This is a genomic window from Streptomyces sp. KL109B, assembly GCF_030766935.1.
Taxonomy (GTDB): Bacteria; Actinomycetota; Actinomycetes; order Streptomycetales; family Streptomycetaceae; genus Streptomyces.
In genome coordinates this window covers 52,121-67,313 of record NZ_JASERL010000008.1, presented here as the reverse complement: position 1 = coordinate 67,313, position 15,193 = coordinate 52,121, and the positions used below count along the sequence as shown (strand labels likewise).

Sequence of the window (15,193 nt, the reverse complement as noted above, 5' to 3'; positions counted from 1 at the left end):
GAGCGGCACCGGCCGCGGCCCCTACCGAAACATCAGCCCAGGTGGCCCTCGACCGCGGCCGCCGCCTCATCGCCGTAGGCCTTGCGGAAGCGGTCCATGAACTGCGCCCGCCGCAGCTCGTACTCCTGCGTGCCGAGCGTCTCGATGACCAGCGTCGCGAGCATGCAGCCGACCTGCGCCGCCCGCTCGTGCCCGACGCCCCACGCCAGGCCGGAGAGGAAGCCCGCGCGGAACGCGTCGCCGACGCCCGTCGGGTCGACCTTGGCCTCCTCCTCCGGGACGCCGACCTCGATCGGGTCCTCGCCGGCCTTCTCGATGCGCACGCCGCGCGCGCCGAGCGTGGTGACGCGGTGGCCGACCTTGCCGAGGATCTCGGCGTCGCTCCAGCCGGTCTTGGACTCGATGAGGCCCTTCTCGTACTCGTTCGAGAAGAGGTATGTGGCGCCGTCGAGCAGGACGCGGATCTCCTCGCCGTCCATGCGCGCGATCTGCTGCGAGAAGTCGGCGGCGAACGGGATGGAGCGCGAGCGGCACTCCTCCGTGTGCCGAAGCATCGCCTCCGGGTCGTCCGCGCCGATCAGGACCAGGTCGAGGCCGCCGACGCGGTCCGCGACGGTCTTCAGCTCGATGAGCCGGGCCTCGCTCATGGCGCCGGTGTAGAAGGAGCCGATCTGGTTGTGGTCGGCGTCCGTCGTGCACACGAAGCGGGCGGTCTGGAGGGTTTCGGAGATCCGGACCGAGTCCGTGTCGACGCCGTGGCGGTCGAGCCACGCGCGGTACTCGTCGAAGTCCGAGCCTGCGGCGCCCACCAGGATCGGGCCCGTGCCGAGCTGTCCCATTCCGAAGGCGATGTTGGGGCCGACGCCGCCGCGGCGTACGTCGAGGGCGTCGACGAGGAAGGAGAGGGAGACCGTGTGCAGCTGGTCCGCGACCAGCTGGTCGGCGAAACGGCCGGGGAAGGTCATCAGGTGGTCGGTGGCGATGGAGCCGGTGACTGCGATTCGCACGGCGTGAGATCGCTTCCTGCGAGAAATGGAGGGGCGCGCGCAGCGCCCATTACAAGGGTGGTGGTGGGAGACGGGAGGGCTTGACGCTTCACGCTACCCGGTGGAGGTGCGCGGGCTGAAGTAGGGGAAATGCCTGATAGCGGGTCTTTCTTCGGATGTCGCCTCAGGTCTACCGTGCGGACATGACCTACGAGGTGTCAGGCACGGCCGAGGACGGGCTGGCCGCGATGCGCGGTGACTGCGTCCGGATGCTTCCGCACTGGGTGACGCCGCCGGCGCCGTGGGAGGTGGAGGGTCGCGGCGTCGCGGCCAAGACCGCCGGGATCCATGGGGTGTTCGTGCCCGAGTCGTCGGCGCGGCTGATCGACTCCATGGCCGGTTTCGACGACTAGGCACTCCTGGCGCGGGACATTTCCGCCGAGGGGAACCGCGTACCCCCGCGCCCCGTCACACCGGTGTCCCCCGGTGCGAAGGAGCGATGCGGTGAGCGGCGAAGAGCGGACGCGGGACCGGAACCCGCGACGGCGGCGCACGGCGGCCGTCGTGTCGGTCGCGGCGGCGGTCCTGCTCGCGGGCGGTGGCGGCGCGTACGTGGCGATGAACGCGGGGGACACGTCGGGCGGGCCGGGCGGGTCCGGCGCGCGCCCCGGCGAAGGCTCCACCACTCCCCCGCCGCTCGCCCTCGACGGCTACTCCGAGGGTTCCGGCTCTTCTGGCTCCTCCGGTTCCTCCGGTTCCTCCGGTTCCGGTACGTCGCCGGGGATCGCGCCAGGTGAACCCGACCCGAACGGCACCCGTTACAAGGCGACCGGCGACCTCCCGGCGGGCCCGGACCAGGCGCCCGTCTACCGGGCGAGCGGCGGAGTGACGGCGGCCGATGTGTCCGCGCTCGCCGAGGCCCTCGACGTACACGGGAAGCCGCGGCCGGACGGGGACGCCTGGAAGGTGGGGCCCACGAAGGACGGCTCCGGGCCCTCGTTGCAGGTGAGCCGGGAGGCGCCGGGGACCTGGACGTACGCGCGGTACGCGCCGTCCGCCAAGTGCGGCGGCGGGACCAAGTGCGGCGCCCCCAGCGGCGGGGACGCGGTGAGCGAGGCCGCCGCGAAGAAGGCCGCCGCGCCGGTCCTGAAGGCGCTCGGCCAGGACGACGCCAAGCTGGACGCGGACCAACTCATCGGCGCCACCCGGGTCGTGAACGCCGATCCGGCGGTCGGCGGGCTGCCGACGTACGGCTGGTCGACCGGGATCCAGGTCGGCCCGGACGGTCAAGTGGTGGGCGGCAGCGGCCGGTTGAAGGCGCCGGTCAAGGGCGATACATATCCGACGGTCGGTGCGGAGCGGGCGCTTGAGCGGATGAACGGGGCGGCGGCCGGGGGTGGCCGGGTCTCGGTCGGAGGGTGCGCGAGCGCGGCGCCGCTGGAGAAGGACGCGGCCTGTACGCAGTCCCCGCCGAAGCCCTCGACGGTCGCCGTCACCAAGGCGACGTTCGGGCTCGCCGCGCACTCCGTCGGCGGGCGGCAGGCCCTGGTGCCGTCGTGGCTGTTCGAGGTGCGGCCCGGCGGGGCGGGGGCCGCGTTCACGGTGACGTACCCGGCGGTGGAGCCCAAGTTCCTTACGGGGGCGAAGGGTTCACCGGCCAGCCCGGCCCCCTCTTCCCCCTCCGGCGGGTCGAACGGCGGCGACGACACCCGTGCCGTGCGCGTCCAGGGCTACAGCGCCTCGGGCCGGACCCTGACCGTGCACTTCACCGGCGGGGTCTGCGCCAAGTACGCGGCGTCGGCGGAGGAGTCCGGGGGCCGGGTGACCGTGAAGGTCACGGAGACGAAGAAGAAGGGGACCGTCTGCATCGAGCTGGCGAAGTTCTATACGTTGCCGGTCTCGCTGGACGCGCCGCTGGGTGAGCGGAAGGTGGTGGCGGCCGACGGATCCGCCGTGCGGCACGCGCGGCAGAACGGGCCCGGCGGGGTGGAACCCGCGCCGCGCGGCTGAGCGGCGGCCCTTCGGCATGCCGAAGGGGCGGTCCCGGCAGGGACCGCCCCTTCGCGCTTTACAGCTGTACGGCCTTACGGCTGCACGGCCTTACGGCTGTGCGACTTAGCTGAACGAGTCGCCGCAGGCGCAGGAACCCGTCGCGTTCGGGTTGTCGATCGTGAAGCCCTGCTTCTCGATCGTGTCGACGAAGTCGATGGAGGCGCCGCCCAGGTACGGGGCCGACATGCGGTCGGTGACGACCTTCACGCCGCCGAAGTCCTTGACGACGTCACCGTCGAGCGAGCGCTCGTCGAAGAAGAGCTGGTAGCGCAGGCCGGAGCAGCCTCCGGGCTGAACAGCCACGCGCAGCGCCAGGTCGTCACGGCCTTCCTGGTCCAGCAGAGCCTTGACCTTGGCCGCGGCTTCGTCGCTGAGGATGATGCCGTCGCTGACGGTGCTGGTCTCGTCCGATACGGACATCTACATCTCTCCCGGGTTGTACGGAGACTGCTTGCCGACCATTGCTAACCGGCAAAGGCCCGGATCCATTCCGGGTTTCGCACTTCTTCTCTTCATGCTCGCACACCGGTCGCAGGCGGGGCACGGGACGGCCGTCGCGGATTGCGTCACATCGACGAATTCGCCATCGTCAAACTGACGTGAAGCACGTATGATAGATAGCGTCAATTCGACGAAAAGTCGAGCAGAGCGAAGAAAGGGTGCGTGACGTGACCACGGCCCAGTCCCCCCAGGCCCCCGTCGACCTGGACGTTTCCCCCACGCCGCTGGCGCTCCTGCTGCTCGGCCGCGAGGCCGACCCGGCGAGCGAGCGCGGCGTGGAGTGCCCCGGCGACCTGCCCTCTCCGTCCGACCCGGACCTGGTCGAGCGGGCGCGCGCGGCCAAGGAAAAGCTCGGAGACAAGGTGTTCGTGCTGGGGCACCACTACCAGCGCGACGAGGTCATCCAGTTCGCGGACGTCACCGGGGACTCCTTCAAGCTGGCGCGGGACGCGGCGGCGCGGCCCGAGGCCGAGTACATCGTGTTCTGCGGTGTGCACTTCATGGCCGAGTCGGCCGACATCCTGACCGGGGACGACCAGAAGGTGGTCCTGCCGGACCTCGCCGCCGGGTGCTCCATGGCGGACATGGCGACGGCCGAGCAGGTCGCCGAGTGCTGGGACGTGCTCACGGAGGCGGGCGTCGCGGACTCCGTCGTCCCCGTCTCGTACATGAACTCCTCGGCGGACATCAAGGCGTTCACGGGCAAGCACGGCGGGACCATCTGTACGTCCAGCAATGCCGAGCGGGCCCTGAACTGGGCGTTCGAGCAGGGCGATGCCGGTGCCACCAAGGTGCTCTTCCTGCCGGACCAGCACCTCGGGCGCAACACCGCCGTCCGCGATCTCGGCATGTCGCTCGACGACTGCGTCGTCTACAACCCGCACAAGCCGAACGGCGGCCTGACCGTCGAGGAGCTGCGGGCCGCGAAGATGATCCTGTGGCGCGGGCACTGCTCCGTGCACGGGCGCTTCTCGCTGGAGTCCGTGGAGGACGTGCGGGCCCGCATACCCGGGGTGAACGTCCTGGTGCACCCGGAGTGCAAGCACGAGGTCGTGGCGGCGGCGGACCACGTCGGGTCGACGGAGTACATCATCAAGGCGCTGGAGGCGGCGCCTGCGGGTTCGAAGTGGGCGATCGGGACCGAGCTGAACCTGGTCCGGCGGCTCGCGAACCGGTTCGCCGCCGAGGACAAGGAGATCGTCTTCCTCGACAAGACGGTGTGCTTCTGCTCGACCATGAACCGGATCGATCTCCCGCACCTCGTCTGGGCGTTGGAGTCCCTGGCGGACGGTCGCCTCGTCAACCGCATCGAGGTGGACCGCGAAACGGAACGGTTCGCGAAGCTGGCGCTTGAGCGGATGCTGGCGCTGCCGTAACCGGAAGCGGGGCGAGCGCCACATGAACGCTCGCCCCGCACCGGGGTGCCGCCTTGCCCACCCTGCCGCCCAAGGCGGCAGATTGCCCAAGGCGGCGGAGGCCACCGTCAGACGTTCGCCGGCTCCGGGTCGGGGCTCGGGGTCTGGGGCGGAACCCCGGACCCGCCACCGTCGCCCCGCTTCGCGGCCCGCTTCTTCGCCCGCTTCTCCTTCCGGAGCTCCAACATCGCGTAGAGCGTCGGGACGAGGAGCAGCGTCAGCAGCGTCGACGTGATCAACCCGCCGATCACCACCACGGCCAGTGGCTGCGCGATGAAGCCGCCCTCGCCCGTGACGCCGAGCGCCATCGGCAGCAGCGCGAAGATCGTCGCGAGTGCCGTCATGAGGATCGGGCGGAGGCGGTGGCGGCCGCCCTCGACGACCGCTTCCACCACACCGAGCCCCTGGGCCCGGTACTGGTTGATCAGGTCGATGAGGACGATCGCGTTCGTCACGACGATGCCGATGAGCATCAGCATGCCGATCATCGCGGGCACACCCATCGGCGTACCGGTGGCGACAAGGAGACCGATCGCACCGGTCGCCGCGAACGGGATCGAGACCAGCAGGATCAACGGCTGGGCCAGCGACCGGAACGTAGCGACAAGCAGCATGAAGACGATCGCGATCGCCGCGAGCATCGCCAGGCCCAGGTTCTTGAACGCGTCGTCCTGGTCCTCGCTCACGCCGCCGATGGTCGCCGTGGCGCCCTTCGGCAGGTCCAGCGAGTTGAGCTTGGTCTGCAGGTCGGCGCTGACCGCGCCCGTGTTGTCGCCGTCCGGCTTCGCCGTGATCGTCGCCGCGCGGGCGCCGTCGATCCGGGTCATGGACACCGGTCCGTCGACCGTCTTCACGGTGGCGATGTCGCCGAGTGTGATCCCGCCCGGGCCCATCGGCAGCTTCTTCAGCTCGGCCATCGTGGTGGCCGGCTGCGCCGACTTCACGACGATGTCGCGCTCGGTGTCGTCGATCGTCGCCTTGCCACTCGTCGTGCCGCGCACCGCCTGCGTGACTGCGGCGCCCAGCGTCGTGTCGTTGAACCCGGCGGCGGCCGCCTTGGAGTTGGCCTTCACCTCGATCCGCGGCACGGACTGCGACAGGTCGCTCGCCACGTCGGTGACGTCGTCGATCGAGGCGACCGCGTCGCGCACCTGGTCGGAGGCCTTCTCCAGTACGTCGCCGTCGGCGGCCTTCACGACCACGGACAGGTCCTGGTTGCCGAAGCCGTCACCGGCCCCGATCGTCGTCGTACCGATGCCGGAGAGCTGTCCGAGCTCGCGGTCGATGCGCTTCTGCGTGGCCTCGAAGGCGTGGCCGTCCTTCAGCTTCACCTGGTACGAGGCCTGGTTGGTGTCGGTGCCGCCGCCGAAGGCCGCCATGAAGCCGGAGGAGCCGATGGTGACCTGGTAGTCCTCGATCTCGTCGATGCCCGCGAGCACCTTCTCGACCTTCTTCGCCGACGCGTTGGTGGCCGACAGGCTGGTGCCGGGCGCCAACTCCTGCTTGATGGAGAGGACTTCCTGCTCGCCCTGGTCGAAGAAGTTCGTCTTGAGCAGCGGCGCCATGCCGAAGGTGCCGACGAGTACGACGACCGCGATCAGCAGCGACGTGAAGCGGCGGCGCGTCGCGAAGCGCAGCACGGGAACGTAGATCCGCTGCAGCCAGGAGCGCGCCTCCTTCTCCTCGGCCTTGCGCCGGGCCTCCTCCGGGTCGACGCCGCGGGCCGCCTTGGGCGGGCGCAGGAACCAGTAGGAGAGGACCGGGACGACGGTCAGCGACACCAGCAGCGAGGCGAGCAGCGCCGCCGTCACCGTGATGGAGAACGAGCCGAACAGCTCGCCCACCATGCCGCCGACCAGGCCGATCGGCAGGAAGACCGCGACGGTCGTGAGGGTCGAGGAGGTGACGGCCCCGGCCACCTCGCGTACGGCCTTGAGGATCGCTTCCCTGCGTTCCTCGCCGTAGCCGAGGTGCCGCTTGATGTTCTCCAGGACCACGATCGAGTCGTCGACGACGCGGCCGATCGCGATGGTCAGCGCGCCGAGCGTGAGCATGTTCAGCGACAGGTCGCCGGTCCACAGGACGATCAGCGCGAGGACGACGGACAGCGGGATGGAGACCGCCGTCACGAGTGTCGAGCGCAGCGACGCCAGGAAGATCAGGATGATGACGACCGCGAAGAGCAGGCCGAGCGCGCCCTCCGTGGTCAGGCCCGAGATCGACTTGGAGACGGCCGGGCCCTGGTCGCTGACGACGGTGATGTCCGCGCCGGATCCGAGGTCGTCGCGGAGCTGCGGCAGCTTGTCCTTGACGGCGTCGGAGATGGAGACGGCGGAGCCGTCGTGGTCCATGGTGACGGCGAGCGACAGGCTGGGCTTTCCGTCGGTGCGGGTGATCGAGTCGGCCGTGGACGGCTGCTGCTGCACGGCGGCGATGTCACCGAGGCGTACGGGCTTCTTGACGCCCTCACCCGTGATCATCAGGTCCTGGATCTGCTTCAGGGACGTGAAGCCGCCGCCGACCTGCACCGTGCGGTTCTTGCCCGCCTCGTCGAGCGAGCCCGCGGGCATGGTGGCGCCGCCGGCCTTCAACGACTCGGCGAGGGCCTGCGGGTTGACCCCGGCCGCGGCCATCTTGCGGTCGCTGGGCGTGACGTCGACCTGGAGGTCACGGACGCCGTCGACGGTCACCTGGGAGACGCCGTCGATGTCCTTCAGCGTCGGCACCACGGACTTGTCGAGCTGGTCGGCGAGCGCCTGCTGGTCCTTGTCGGAGGTGACGGCGAGGACGACGGTCGGGATGTCGTCGGTCGAGCCGGCGACGACCTGCGGGTCGACGTCCTCGGGCAGCTGGGCGCGGGCCCGGTTGACCGCCTGCTGGACGTCGGCGACGAGCTGCTTGCTGCCGTCCGTGCCGTAGTCGAACTGGGCCATCACCAGGGCGTTGCCCTCGCTGGCCGTCGACGTGACGCCGGTGATTCCGTCGACCGCGTCGATGGAGTTCTCCAGCGGCTCGACGACCTGCTTCTCCACCACGTCGGGGGACGCGCCCTGGTAGGGGGCGATCACCGAGACCATGGGCAGTTCGATCGAGGGCAGCAGCTGCTGCTTGAGCTGAGGGATCGCGATCGCGCCGAAGACGATCGCGATGATCGAAATCAGCCCGATGAGAGCGCGTTGGGCGAGGCTGAATCTCGACAGCCAGGACATGGATCGAATCTCCGTGGGACGTGGGACGTGGGACGTGAGCGGAAGATGAAGGCCCGTGCCATGACAAGTTCTGCGGTGACATCTGCGGTGACAGGTGGCAGGTGGCAGGTGGCAGGTGGCAGGCGTGGGGCCCACGGTCCACCCTCGGTCATGCGTGCGACCCGATTCGTCGCTCCCAGGTCCCGTTCTTATCCGTCGCCTACTGCGCCCGTAGTACGCGCCCCGTAAGGGTCACTCCACCCGTGGACGTACCAGCCCCGACTCGTACGCGATGACGACGAGTTGGGCGCGGTCGCGGGCGCCGAGCTTGGCCATGGCGCGGTTCACATGGGTCTTCACGGTGAGCGGGCTGACGGCGAGGCGCTCGGCGATCTCGTCGTTGGAGTGGCCGCCCGCGACCTGGACGAGGACCTCGCGCTCGCGCCCGGTGAGCGCGGCGAGCCGCTCGCCGCTGCCGTCCGTGGGGCGCTCCCCCTCCTCGTAACCGTCCCCCTGCGCGAGGAACTTGGCGATCAGCCCCTTCGTCGCGACGGGCGACAGCAGGGCCTCCCCCGCGGCCGCGATCCGTACGGCACCGAGCAGTTCGTCGGGCTCGGCGCCCTTGCCGAGGAAGCCGCAGGCGCCCGCCCGCAGCGACTGCACCACGTACTCGTCGACCTCGAACGTCGTCAGCATCACGACGTGTACGTGGCCGAGGTCCGGGTCCGCGCTGATCTCGCGAGTGGCGGCGAGGCCGTCGGTGCCGGGCATCCGGATGTCCATGAGGACGACGTCGGGCCGCTCGGAGCGGGTGAGCCGGACGGCCTCCGCGCCGTCCGATGCCTCCCCCACCACTTCCATGTCGGGTTCGGAGTCGACGAGCACGCGGAAGGCGCTGCGCAGCAGGGCCTGGTCGTCGGCCAGCAGGACACGGATGGCGCTGCTCGTCATGTGGTGGCGTCCTCGGAGGTGTTGGCGGGGTCGGGGCCGCTGGTACGGGCCTTCGTCGGAAGGATCGCATGGACGCGGAACCCGCCCCCGTAGCGCGGTCCCGCGGTGAGGGTGCCGCCGAGCGCGGTGACGCGTTCGCGCATGCCGAGGAGGCCGTGGCCGCCGTTCGCCTCGGGTTCGGCGGGGTCGGCCGGGTAGTCGCCGTGGGCGGCGGTGGCGCCGGGGCCGTTGTCGAGGATGGTGATCTCCGTGTTCGGTCCCACCCGTACGACGCTGACCTCGGCCTTGGCGTCGGGGCCCGCGTGTTTCTGTACGTTCGTCAGGGCTTCCTGTACGACGCGGAAGGCGGCAAGGTCGACGGCGGCGGGCAGGGCCGGGGCGTCCTTGGCGCGGGCCACCTCCACGGGCAGGCCCGCGTGCCGGAAGGTGTCGACGAGGTCGTCGAGCCGGTCGAGCCCGGGGGCGGGTTCGGTGGGGGCTTCCGGGTCGCCGGTCTGCCGCAACAGGCCGACGGTGGCGCGGAGTTCGTTGAGGGCGGACCGGCTGGCCTCGCGGACGTGACCGAGCGCCTCCTTCGCCTGGTCGGGCCGCCGGTCCATGACGTGCGATGCGACACCGGCCTGCACGTTCACCAGGGCGATGTGATGCGCGACGACGTCGTGCAGATCGCGGGCGATCCGCAGCCGCTCCTCGGCGACGCGCCGCCTGGCCTCCTCCTCGCGGGTGCGTTCGGCGCGTTCGGCGCGCTCCCTGATCGCGGTGACGAAGGCGCGCCGGGAGCGGACGGCGTCGCCCGCGGCGGCGGCCATCCCGGTCCACGCGAAGATCCCCAGGTTCTCCTGCGAGTACCAGGGCAGCGGGCCCGCGAACATCGCCACGCAGGTCAGCACCGCCATCGTGGCCAGTCCCACGCGCCACGTGGTGGGGCGGTCCGTGCTGGCGGCGACCGTGAAGAGGGCGACGACCGCGGACATCACGACGGGGGCGCGGGGATCGCCGACGACCAGCTCGACGACGGAGACGGTGGCGGTCGCGGCGAGTACGTAGAGCGGGGCGCGGCGCCGGAACACGAGGGCGGCGGCGCCGAGCAGCATCAGGACGAGGCTGAGGGCGTCCGGGGTTCTCGCCCCCCAGGCGTAGGTGCCGTCCGGACCGTGCGGGTCGACGAAGGACCCGGCGACCATGCAGAGGAGGACACCGAGCGCGAGTGCGGCGTCCAGCGCCAGCGGATGCGTCCTGGCCCACCGTACGAAGCGGTTCACCGGGGCCACGGTAGCGGGTCGTCCGCCGTGGGCCGAGCGGGCTTGACGTATGCCGTTATGGGAATACGATGCCGTCATGGCACGAGCAGCGACCACCTCCGACGTCTTCAACGCGATCGCCGAGCCGCAGCGCCGCGACATCCTGGCGCTGCTGCGCGCCGGAGAGCGGCCGGTGAACGAGTTGGCGCAGGAGTTGGGGATGAGCCAGCCCGGGGCGTCCAAGCATCTGCGGGTGCTCCGGGAGGTGGGGCTCGTGCGGGTGCGCGGGGCCGGCAAGCAGCGGCTCTACGAGCTGGACGCCGGCGGGCTGCGGCCGGTGCACGAGTGGGTCGGCGGATTCGAGCGGTTCTGGAACGAGAGCTTCGACCGGCTGGACACCTACGTACAGGACCTCAAGCGGACACGGCAGGAGGACTGACCGATGGCAGAGGCGAGGAACGGCATGCGGGCGGAGCAGGTGGCGGCGGACGACCGGGAGATCGTGGTCTCGCGGCTCGTCGACGCGCCGCCGGAGTTGGTCTTCGAGGCGTTCACCGAGGTTCGGCACCTGTCGCACTGGTGGGGCCCGGAGGGCTTCAGCACCACCACGCGGTCCTTCGAGTTCCGCGAGGGCGGGGAGTGGACCTTCGTGATGCACGGGCCGGACGGGGTCGACCATCCCGAGTGGATCCGCTGGCTGCGGATCACCCCGCCGGAGCGGATCGAGCTGCTGCACGGCGAGCGCCGGGACGACCCGGACGCCTTCGAGTCCGTCCTGACCTTCGCGTCGCACGGCGCGGCCACCCGGCTCGTGATGCGCACGGTGTTCCGTACCAAGGAACTGCGCGACGAGGCGGTCGAGAAGTACCACGCGGTCGAGGGCGGGCGGCAGACCCTCAGCAACTTGGCGGCCTACGTCGCCGAGATCGTTCGGACGCGGACAACAGAGAAGGGGGCGAAGAGCTGATGGCCGGGAAGGTGTTCTTCAGCGTCACGATGTCGCTGGACGGGTTCATGGCGCCCACGTCCACCGGGGAGCTGATGGGGCGGCAGTGGATGGAACTGCAGCGGTGGCTCTTCCCGCAGCGCGCCTTCCGGGAGAACCTCGGGCTCGGCGGGGGCGGCGAGGAGGGCCGCGACAACGACATCGTGCGGGAGACGTTCGAGCGCACCGGAGCGAGCGTCATGGGCAAGCGGATGTTCGACGCGGGCGAGGAGATGTGGCCGGAGAACGCGCCCTTCCACACGCCGGTGTACGTCGTGACGCACGAGAAGCGCGACCCCTGGGAGCGGCCGGGCGGGACCACGTTCCACTTCGTCAACGACGGCATCGAGGCCGCGCTCGAGCGGGCCCGCGAGGCCGCCGGCGAACACGGCCACGACCTGGACGTGCGCATCGCGGGCGGTGGCGCGACGATCCTGGAGTATCTGAACGCGGGCCTGGTCGACGAGTTCTCGATCGCGCTGTCACCCGTGCTGTTCGGCACCGGCATCCGCCTCTTCGAGGGCGTGGACGCGTCCAGGATCGCGCTGGAGCCGGTGCGCTCGGAGCCGTCGCCGCGGGTGACGCACCTGACCTACGCCGTGCGCCCGAGGTAACCGGGCCGAGCGGCGACGGTCACCCCGGGATCAGGCCGTCGTCGCTGAGCATGTCGCGGACCTCGGCGAGGGTCGCGTCGGCCGCCGGCAGGATCAGCTCCGAGGGCTCCAACGCGTCGTCCGGAAGCGGAGCGCCGAGGCGGCGGACCGCGTCCAGCAGAGCGGTGAGCGTGCGGCGGAAGCCCGCCTCGTCACCGCCCTCCATCTCCTCGAGGAGTTCGTCGTCGAGCTTGTTGAGTTCGGCGAAGTGGCTGTCCGCCAACTCCACCTGGCCCTCCCCCATGATGCGAACGATCATGTCGGCCTCCTCAAGGCACTACGGGCACTGCACAGGCACTACTGCTTGTCGAAGCGCGGGGTGTCCTGGGGCTGCTGCGCCGGACCGGCCTGGCCCTCGCCGCCCTCGATCGCCGTCTGCGATGCGGACGAGCCTCCGGACAGCTCCGCCTTCATGCGCTGCAGTTCCAGCTCTACATCCGTACCACCGGAGAGCCGGTCCAGCTCGGACTGGATGTCGTCCTTGGCCAGGCCCGAGGAGTCGTCGAGGGCGCCGGAGGCGAGCAGCTCGTCGATGGCGCCGGCCCGCGCCTGCAGCTGGGCCGTCTTGTCCTCGGCGCGCTGGATCGCCATGCCGACGTCGCCCATCTCCTCGGAGATGCCGGAGAACGCCTCGCCGATCCGGGTCTGTGCCTGGGCCGCGGTGTAGGTCGCCTTGATGGTCTCCTTCTTCGTACGGAAGGCGTCGACCTTCGCCTGGAGCCGCTGGGCCGCGAGAGTGAGCTTCTCCTCCTCGCCCTGGAGCGTCTGGTGCTGCGTCTCCAGGTCGGTCACCTGCTGCTGGAGGGCGGCGCGCCGGGAGAGCGCCTCGCGGGCCAGGTCCTCGCGGCCGAGCGCGAGTGCCTTGCGGCCCTGGTCCTCGAGCTTGGACGACTGGGACTGGAGCTGACCCAGCTGCAGTTCCAGGCGCTTGCGGGACGTCGCCACGTCCGCGACCCCCCGGCGTACCTTCTGCAGCAGCTCCAGTTGCTTCTGGTACGAGTAATCGAGGGTCTCGCGCGGGTCCTCGGCCCGGTCAAGGGCCTTGTTCGCCTTCGCGCGGAAGATCATCCCCATACGCTTCATGACACCGCTCATGGGCTTCGCGCGCCCCCTTCTGACAGATCCAGCCGATGGTCCAGCTCCAGCACTGCGACAGAAACCACAGTACGGGTCCTGCCTCTATTACCGCACTGTTCAGGCACGGATGCGCTCATCCCCGAGGACGACTGCTTCCGGCGCCGCTCCGGCGCAAGGAGTAGATGACCCCTGACGAGGGACGCAGGGGAAGACGCAGGGCGTTGTCGGATCGTTCCCCACGGGCCTGTGGTCGATGCATGACCACCACGTACTCTTGGCAATTGTGTTCCGTAGCCGATCCAAGGACGACAAGGCCCAGGCCGCTCAGGCCAAGGTCTCCATGTCCAAGCAGCCCCGAGACCCGCAGGCGCCCAAGGGCCGCCCCACGCCGAAGCGCAGCGAGGCACAGACGCAGCGCCGCAGCGTGGCCAACACCAAGATGACGCCGAAGGAGGCCCGCAGCCGCACGCGCGACGAGCGGCGCACCGCGATGGCGCGCCAGCGCGAGGCGCTGGCCAACGGCGACGAGCGTTACCTGCCGGCCCGTGACAAGGGCCCGGTGCGCAAGTTCGCGCGCGACTTCGTCGACTCGCGCTTCGCGATCGCCGAGTACTTCCTGCCGATGGCGGTGGTCATCCTCGTCCTGAGCATGATCCGCGTCGGTTCGCTGCAGAACATCGCGCTGCTGCTGTGGCTGTTCGTGATCGTCGCGATCGTGATCGACTCCGCGGTGACCGGTTTCCGGCTGCGGAAGATCCTCGCGGAGAAGTTCCCGAACGAGCGCCGCAAGGGCGCCGTCGCGTACGCGCTGATGCGCACGCTCCAGATGAAGCGCCTCCGCCTGCCGAAGCCGCAGGTCAAGCGCGGAGAGCGGCCCTGACCGCGAACAGCGCGGACAGCGCGGGCAGACCGGACGGCGCGGGCACCGAGGCTTTCGCCGGTGCGGCCGTGCACTCCTGGCTGGACAAGCTCGGCGGCCTGCGCAACACCGTGCGCCAGGAGCTCGTGGCCCGGCAGCTCGACGAGCAGGTAGCCGGGCGGTTCCCCGTCGGCCAGCGGCTGCGGGTGCTCGACGTGGGCATGGGCCAGGGCACGCAGGCGCTGCGGCTCGCCCGCTCCGGGCACAAGGTGACCGGTGTGGAGCAGGATCCGGAGATGGTGGGCGTCGCGGGCCGGGCGCTCGCGGCGGAGCCCGCGGGGGTGCGTGAGCGGGTCCGGCTCGTGCAGGGCAACGGCATGGACACCGGGGTCCACTTCCTGCCCGGCAGCTTCGACGTCGTGCTCTGTCACGGCGTCCTGATGTACGTCGAGGATCCCGACGCGCTGCTCGCGGGTCTGGCGCGGATGCTGGCGCCGGGCGGGCTGCTGTCCCTCGTCGTACGCAATGGGGACGCGCTCGCGATGCGGCCCGGGATGGCCGGTGACTGGATCACGGCGCTGGGTGCCTTCGAGACGACGAAGTACACGAATCGGCTCGGGCTCGATGTGCGGGCCGACCGGCTCGGCGCGCTGACGGAGACGTTGGCGGGGATCGGGGCGCCGTTGCACGCGTGGTACGGGGTGCGGGTCTTCTCCGATCAGGCGTCGGACGACGTGCCGGTGCCGGAGCACGGGGAGTTGCAGACGTTGCTCGCGGCGGAGGAGAAGGCGGGGCGTCTTGATCCGTATCGGGGGGTGGCGGCGCTCTTGCATTTGTGCGGGGTGCGGGGGTGACGGTCGAGGGGGACGGAGTCCCTCCTCGACCGTCTTCGCTTCGGCGGATGTCGTTGCGCTCGCGGGGCTCTGCCCCGGACCCCGCTGCTCAAGCGCCGCAGGGGCTTGAATGGGGCACTTTTGCCCCGGGCCCGGCTGCTGAAGCGCCGCAGGGGCTTGAGTTGCGCTATGCGTCTGCTTCCGCGTCCTCCGCGTGGAGGCTCATCGGGCCGTAGATCTTGGTGTCGTCCTCGAAGAGGGTGACCTGGTCGGCGCCGCCGTCGGCGAGTTGCTTCCAGTACTCGCCGACCCAGGACTCCGCGTCGCCCTGCGTGGGGAACTCCTCGGGTTGGACCGCCGGAGGCACCTCCGTGCCGTCGGACTTCTCGAACCGCCACGTCCACGCCGCCATGTCAGCCTCCCGGTATCGGATGTCCCCGGAAGCCTATCCG

At 70.5% G+C, this 15,193-nt stretch carries 16 protein-coding genes; 8 read left to right on the top strand and 8 right to left on the bottom strand.

Translation table 11 applies throughout. The features are described 5' to 3' along the window. Nucleotides 1-32: 32 nt before the first annotated feature. A complete protein-coding gene (locus tag RBJ65_RS25950) occupies nt 33-1,007 on the bottom strand; it encodes a carbohydrate kinase family protein (protein WP_306321344.1) in 975 nt (324 codons plus the stop codon). A gap of 182 nt (nt 1,008-1,189) precedes the next feature. Here RBJ65_RS25950 and RBJ65_RS25945 point away from each other — a divergent pair, with 182 nt between their 5' ends. Then, nucleotides 1,190-1,399 carry a hypothetical protein gene (locus tag RBJ65_RS25945; protein ID WP_306321345.1) on the top strand — a complete coding sequence of 70 codons (210 nt, stop codon included), beginning with the start codon at nt 1,190-1,192 and terminating at the stop codon, nt 1,397-1,399. 91 nt (nt 1,400-1,490) lie between these two features. After that, nucleotides 1,491-2,996: a hypothetical protein gene (locus tag RBJ65_RS25940; RefSeq protein ID WP_306321346.1), complete on the top strand. Its 1,506-nt coding sequence runs from the start codon at nt 1,491-1,493 to the stop codon at nt 2,994-2,996. Between the two features lie 105 nt (nt 2,997-3,101). Here RBJ65_RS25940 and RBJ65_RS25935 read toward each other — a convergent pair whose 3' ends face one another. Then, nucleotides 3,102-3,458, bottom strand: coding sequence for an iron-sulfur cluster assembly accessory protein (locus RBJ65_RS25935; RefSeq protein ID WP_306321347.1), 357 nt, complete (start codon nt 3,456-3,458; stop codon nt 3,102-3,104). 239 nt (nt 3,459-3,697) lie between these two features. Between RBJ65_RS25935 and nadA the strand changes: the two genes are divergently transcribed. After that, the gene (gene nadA, locus RBJ65_RS25930; RefSeq protein ID WP_306321348.1) at nt 3,698-4,915 is read left to right on the top strand and encodes a quinolinate synthase NadA; all 1,218 of its coding nucleotides are present in this window, start codon (nt 3,698-3,700) and stop codon (nt 4,913-4,915) included. Nucleotides 4,916-5,022: 107 nt separating this feature from the next. Here the strand turns inward: nadA and RBJ65_RS25925 are convergent, their stop codons facing one another. From RBJ65_RS25925 to RBJ65_RS25915, 3 genes are all read right to left on the bottom strand, one after another. After that, nucleotides 5,023-8,163 carry an efflux RND transporter permease subunit gene (locus tag RBJ65_RS25925; protein WP_306321349.1) on the bottom strand — a complete coding sequence of 1,047 codons (3,141 nt, stop codon included), beginning with the start codon at nt 8,161-8,163 and terminating at the stop codon, nt 5,023-5,025. Nucleotides 8,164-8,394: 231 nt separating this feature from the next. Beyond that, nucleotides 8,395-9,093 (bottom strand): response regulator transcription factor, encoded by a 699-nt coding sequence (locus tag RBJ65_RS25920; protein ID WP_306321350.1) that lies wholly within the window; start codon nt 9,091-9,093, stop codon nt 8,395-8,397. Then, nucleotides 9,090-10,355, bottom strand: a complete 1,266-nt coding sequence (locus tag RBJ65_RS25915; RefSeq protein ID WP_306321351.1) for a sensor histidine kinase — start codon at nt 10,353-10,355, stop codon at nt 9,090-9,092. The genes RBJ65_RS25920 and RBJ65_RS25915 overlap by 4 nt, the downstream gene beginning before the upstream one ends. 76 nt (nt 10,356-10,431) lie before the next feature. Between RBJ65_RS25915 and RBJ65_RS25910 the strand changes: the two genes are divergently transcribed. The 3 genes from RBJ65_RS25910 to RBJ65_RS25900 are packed head-to-tail and all read left to right on the top strand — an operon-like array spanning nt 10,432 to nt 11,933. Beyond that, nucleotides 10,432-10,773 (top strand): helix-turn-helix transcriptional regulator, encoded by a 342-nt coding sequence (locus RBJ65_RS25910; RefSeq protein WP_306321352.1) that lies wholly within the window; start codon nt 10,432-10,434, stop codon nt 10,771-10,773. A 3-nt stretch (nt 10,774-10,776) separates the two neighbouring features. Further along, nucleotides 10,777-11,301 (top strand): SRPBCC family protein, encoded by a 525-nt coding sequence (locus tag RBJ65_RS25905; RefSeq protein ID WP_306321353.1) that lies wholly within the window; start codon nt 10,777-10,779, stop codon nt 11,299-11,301. Then, entirely contained in the window at nt 11,301-11,933 is a 633-nt protein-coding gene (locus RBJ65_RS25900; protein WP_306321354.1) for a dihydrofolate reductase family protein, read from the top strand. Before RBJ65_RS25905 ends, RBJ65_RS25900 begins: the two co-directional genes overlap by 1 nt. 19 nt (nt 11,934-11,952) lie before the next feature. On the opposite strand, the gene RBJ65_RS25895 is transcribed toward RBJ65_RS25900, so the two are convergent. Beyond that, nucleotides 11,953-12,231 carry a hypothetical protein gene (locus tag RBJ65_RS25895; RefSeq protein ID WP_306321355.1) on the bottom strand — a complete coding sequence of 93 codons (279 nt, stop codon included), beginning with the start codon at nt 12,229-12,231 and terminating at the stop codon, nt 11,953-11,955. Between the two features lie 38 nt (nt 12,232-12,269). Next, nucleotides 12,270-13,067 carry a PspA/IM30 family protein gene (locus tag RBJ65_RS25890; protein ID WP_306321356.1) on the bottom strand — a complete coding sequence of 266 codons (798 nt, stop codon included), beginning with the start codon at nt 13,065-13,067 and terminating at the stop codon, nt 12,270-12,272. 235 nt (nt 13,068-13,302) lie between these two features. Between RBJ65_RS25890 and RBJ65_RS25885 the strand changes: the two genes are divergently transcribed. After that, on the top strand, nt 13,303-13,929 hold the full coding sequence (locus tag RBJ65_RS25885) for a DUF3043 domain-containing protein (RefSeq protein ID WP_306321357.1): 627 nt from the start codon (nt 13,303-13,305) through the stop codon (nt 13,927-13,929). Between the two features lie 125 nt (nt 13,930-14,054). Further along, entirely contained in the window at nt 14,055-14,762 is a 708-nt protein-coding gene (locus tag RBJ65_RS25880; protein WP_306321385.1) for a bifunctional 2-polyprenyl-6-hydroxyphenol methylase/3-demethylubiquinol 3-O-methyltransferase UbiG, read from the top strand. A gap of 166 nt (nt 14,763-14,928) precedes the next feature. On the opposite strand, the gene RBJ65_RS25875 is transcribed toward RBJ65_RS25880, so the two are convergent. Then, a complete protein-coding gene (locus tag RBJ65_RS25875; RefSeq protein ID WP_306321358.1) occupies nt 14,929-15,153 on the bottom strand; it encodes a hypothetical protein in 225 nt (74 codons plus the stop codon). Nucleotides 15,154-15,193: the final 40 nt, after the last annotated feature.

What these genes read in the sequence shown, in the direction of transcription:
- RBJ65_RS25945 (WP_306321345.1), top strand. Translation starts at nt 1,190, where the DNA reads ATGACCTACGAGGTGTCAGGCACGGCCGAGGACGGGCTGGCCGCGATG.
- RBJ65_RS25935 (WP_306321347.1), bottom strand. Translation starts at nt 3,458, where the DNA reads ATGTCCGTATCGGACGAGACCAGCACCGTCAGCGACGGCATCATCCTC.
- RBJ65_RS25925 (WP_306321349.1), bottom strand. Translation starts at nt 8,163, where the DNA reads ATGTCCTGGCTGTCGAGATTCAGCCTCGCCCAACGCGCTCTCATCGGG.
- RBJ65_RS25920 (WP_306321350.1), bottom strand. Translation starts at nt 9,093, where the DNA reads ATGACGAGCAGCGCCATCCGTGTCCTGCTGGCCGACGACCAGGCCCTG.
- RBJ65_RS25910 (WP_306321352.1), top strand. Translation starts at nt 10,432, where the DNA reads ATGGCACGAGCAGCGACCACCTCCGACGTCTTCAACGCGATCGCCGAG.
- RBJ65_RS25905 (WP_306321353.1), top strand. Translation starts at nt 10,777, where the DNA reads ATGGCAGAGGCGAGGAACGGCATGCGGGCGGAGCAGGTGGCGGCGGAC.
- RBJ65_RS25900 (WP_306321354.1), top strand. Translation starts at nt 11,301, where the DNA reads ATGGCCGGGAAGGTGTTCTTCAGCGTCACGATGTCGCTGGACGGGTTC.
- RBJ65_RS25895 (WP_306321355.1), bottom strand. Translation starts at nt 12,231, where the DNA reads ATGATCGTTCGCATCATGGGGGAGGGCCAGGTGGAGTTGGCGGACAGC.
- RBJ65_RS25890 (WP_306321356.1), bottom strand. Translation starts at nt 13,067, where the DNA reads ATGAGCGGTGTCATGAAGCGTATGGGGATGATCTTCCGCGCGAAGGCG.
- RBJ65_RS25885 (WP_306321357.1), top strand. Translation starts at nt 13,303, where the DNA reads ATGCATGACCACCACGTACTCTTGGCAATTGTGTTCCGTAGCCGATCC.
- RBJ65_RS25875 (WP_306321358.1), bottom strand. Translation starts at nt 15,153, where the DNA reads ATGGCGGCGTGGACGTGGCGGTTCGAGAAGTCCGACGGCACGGAGGTG.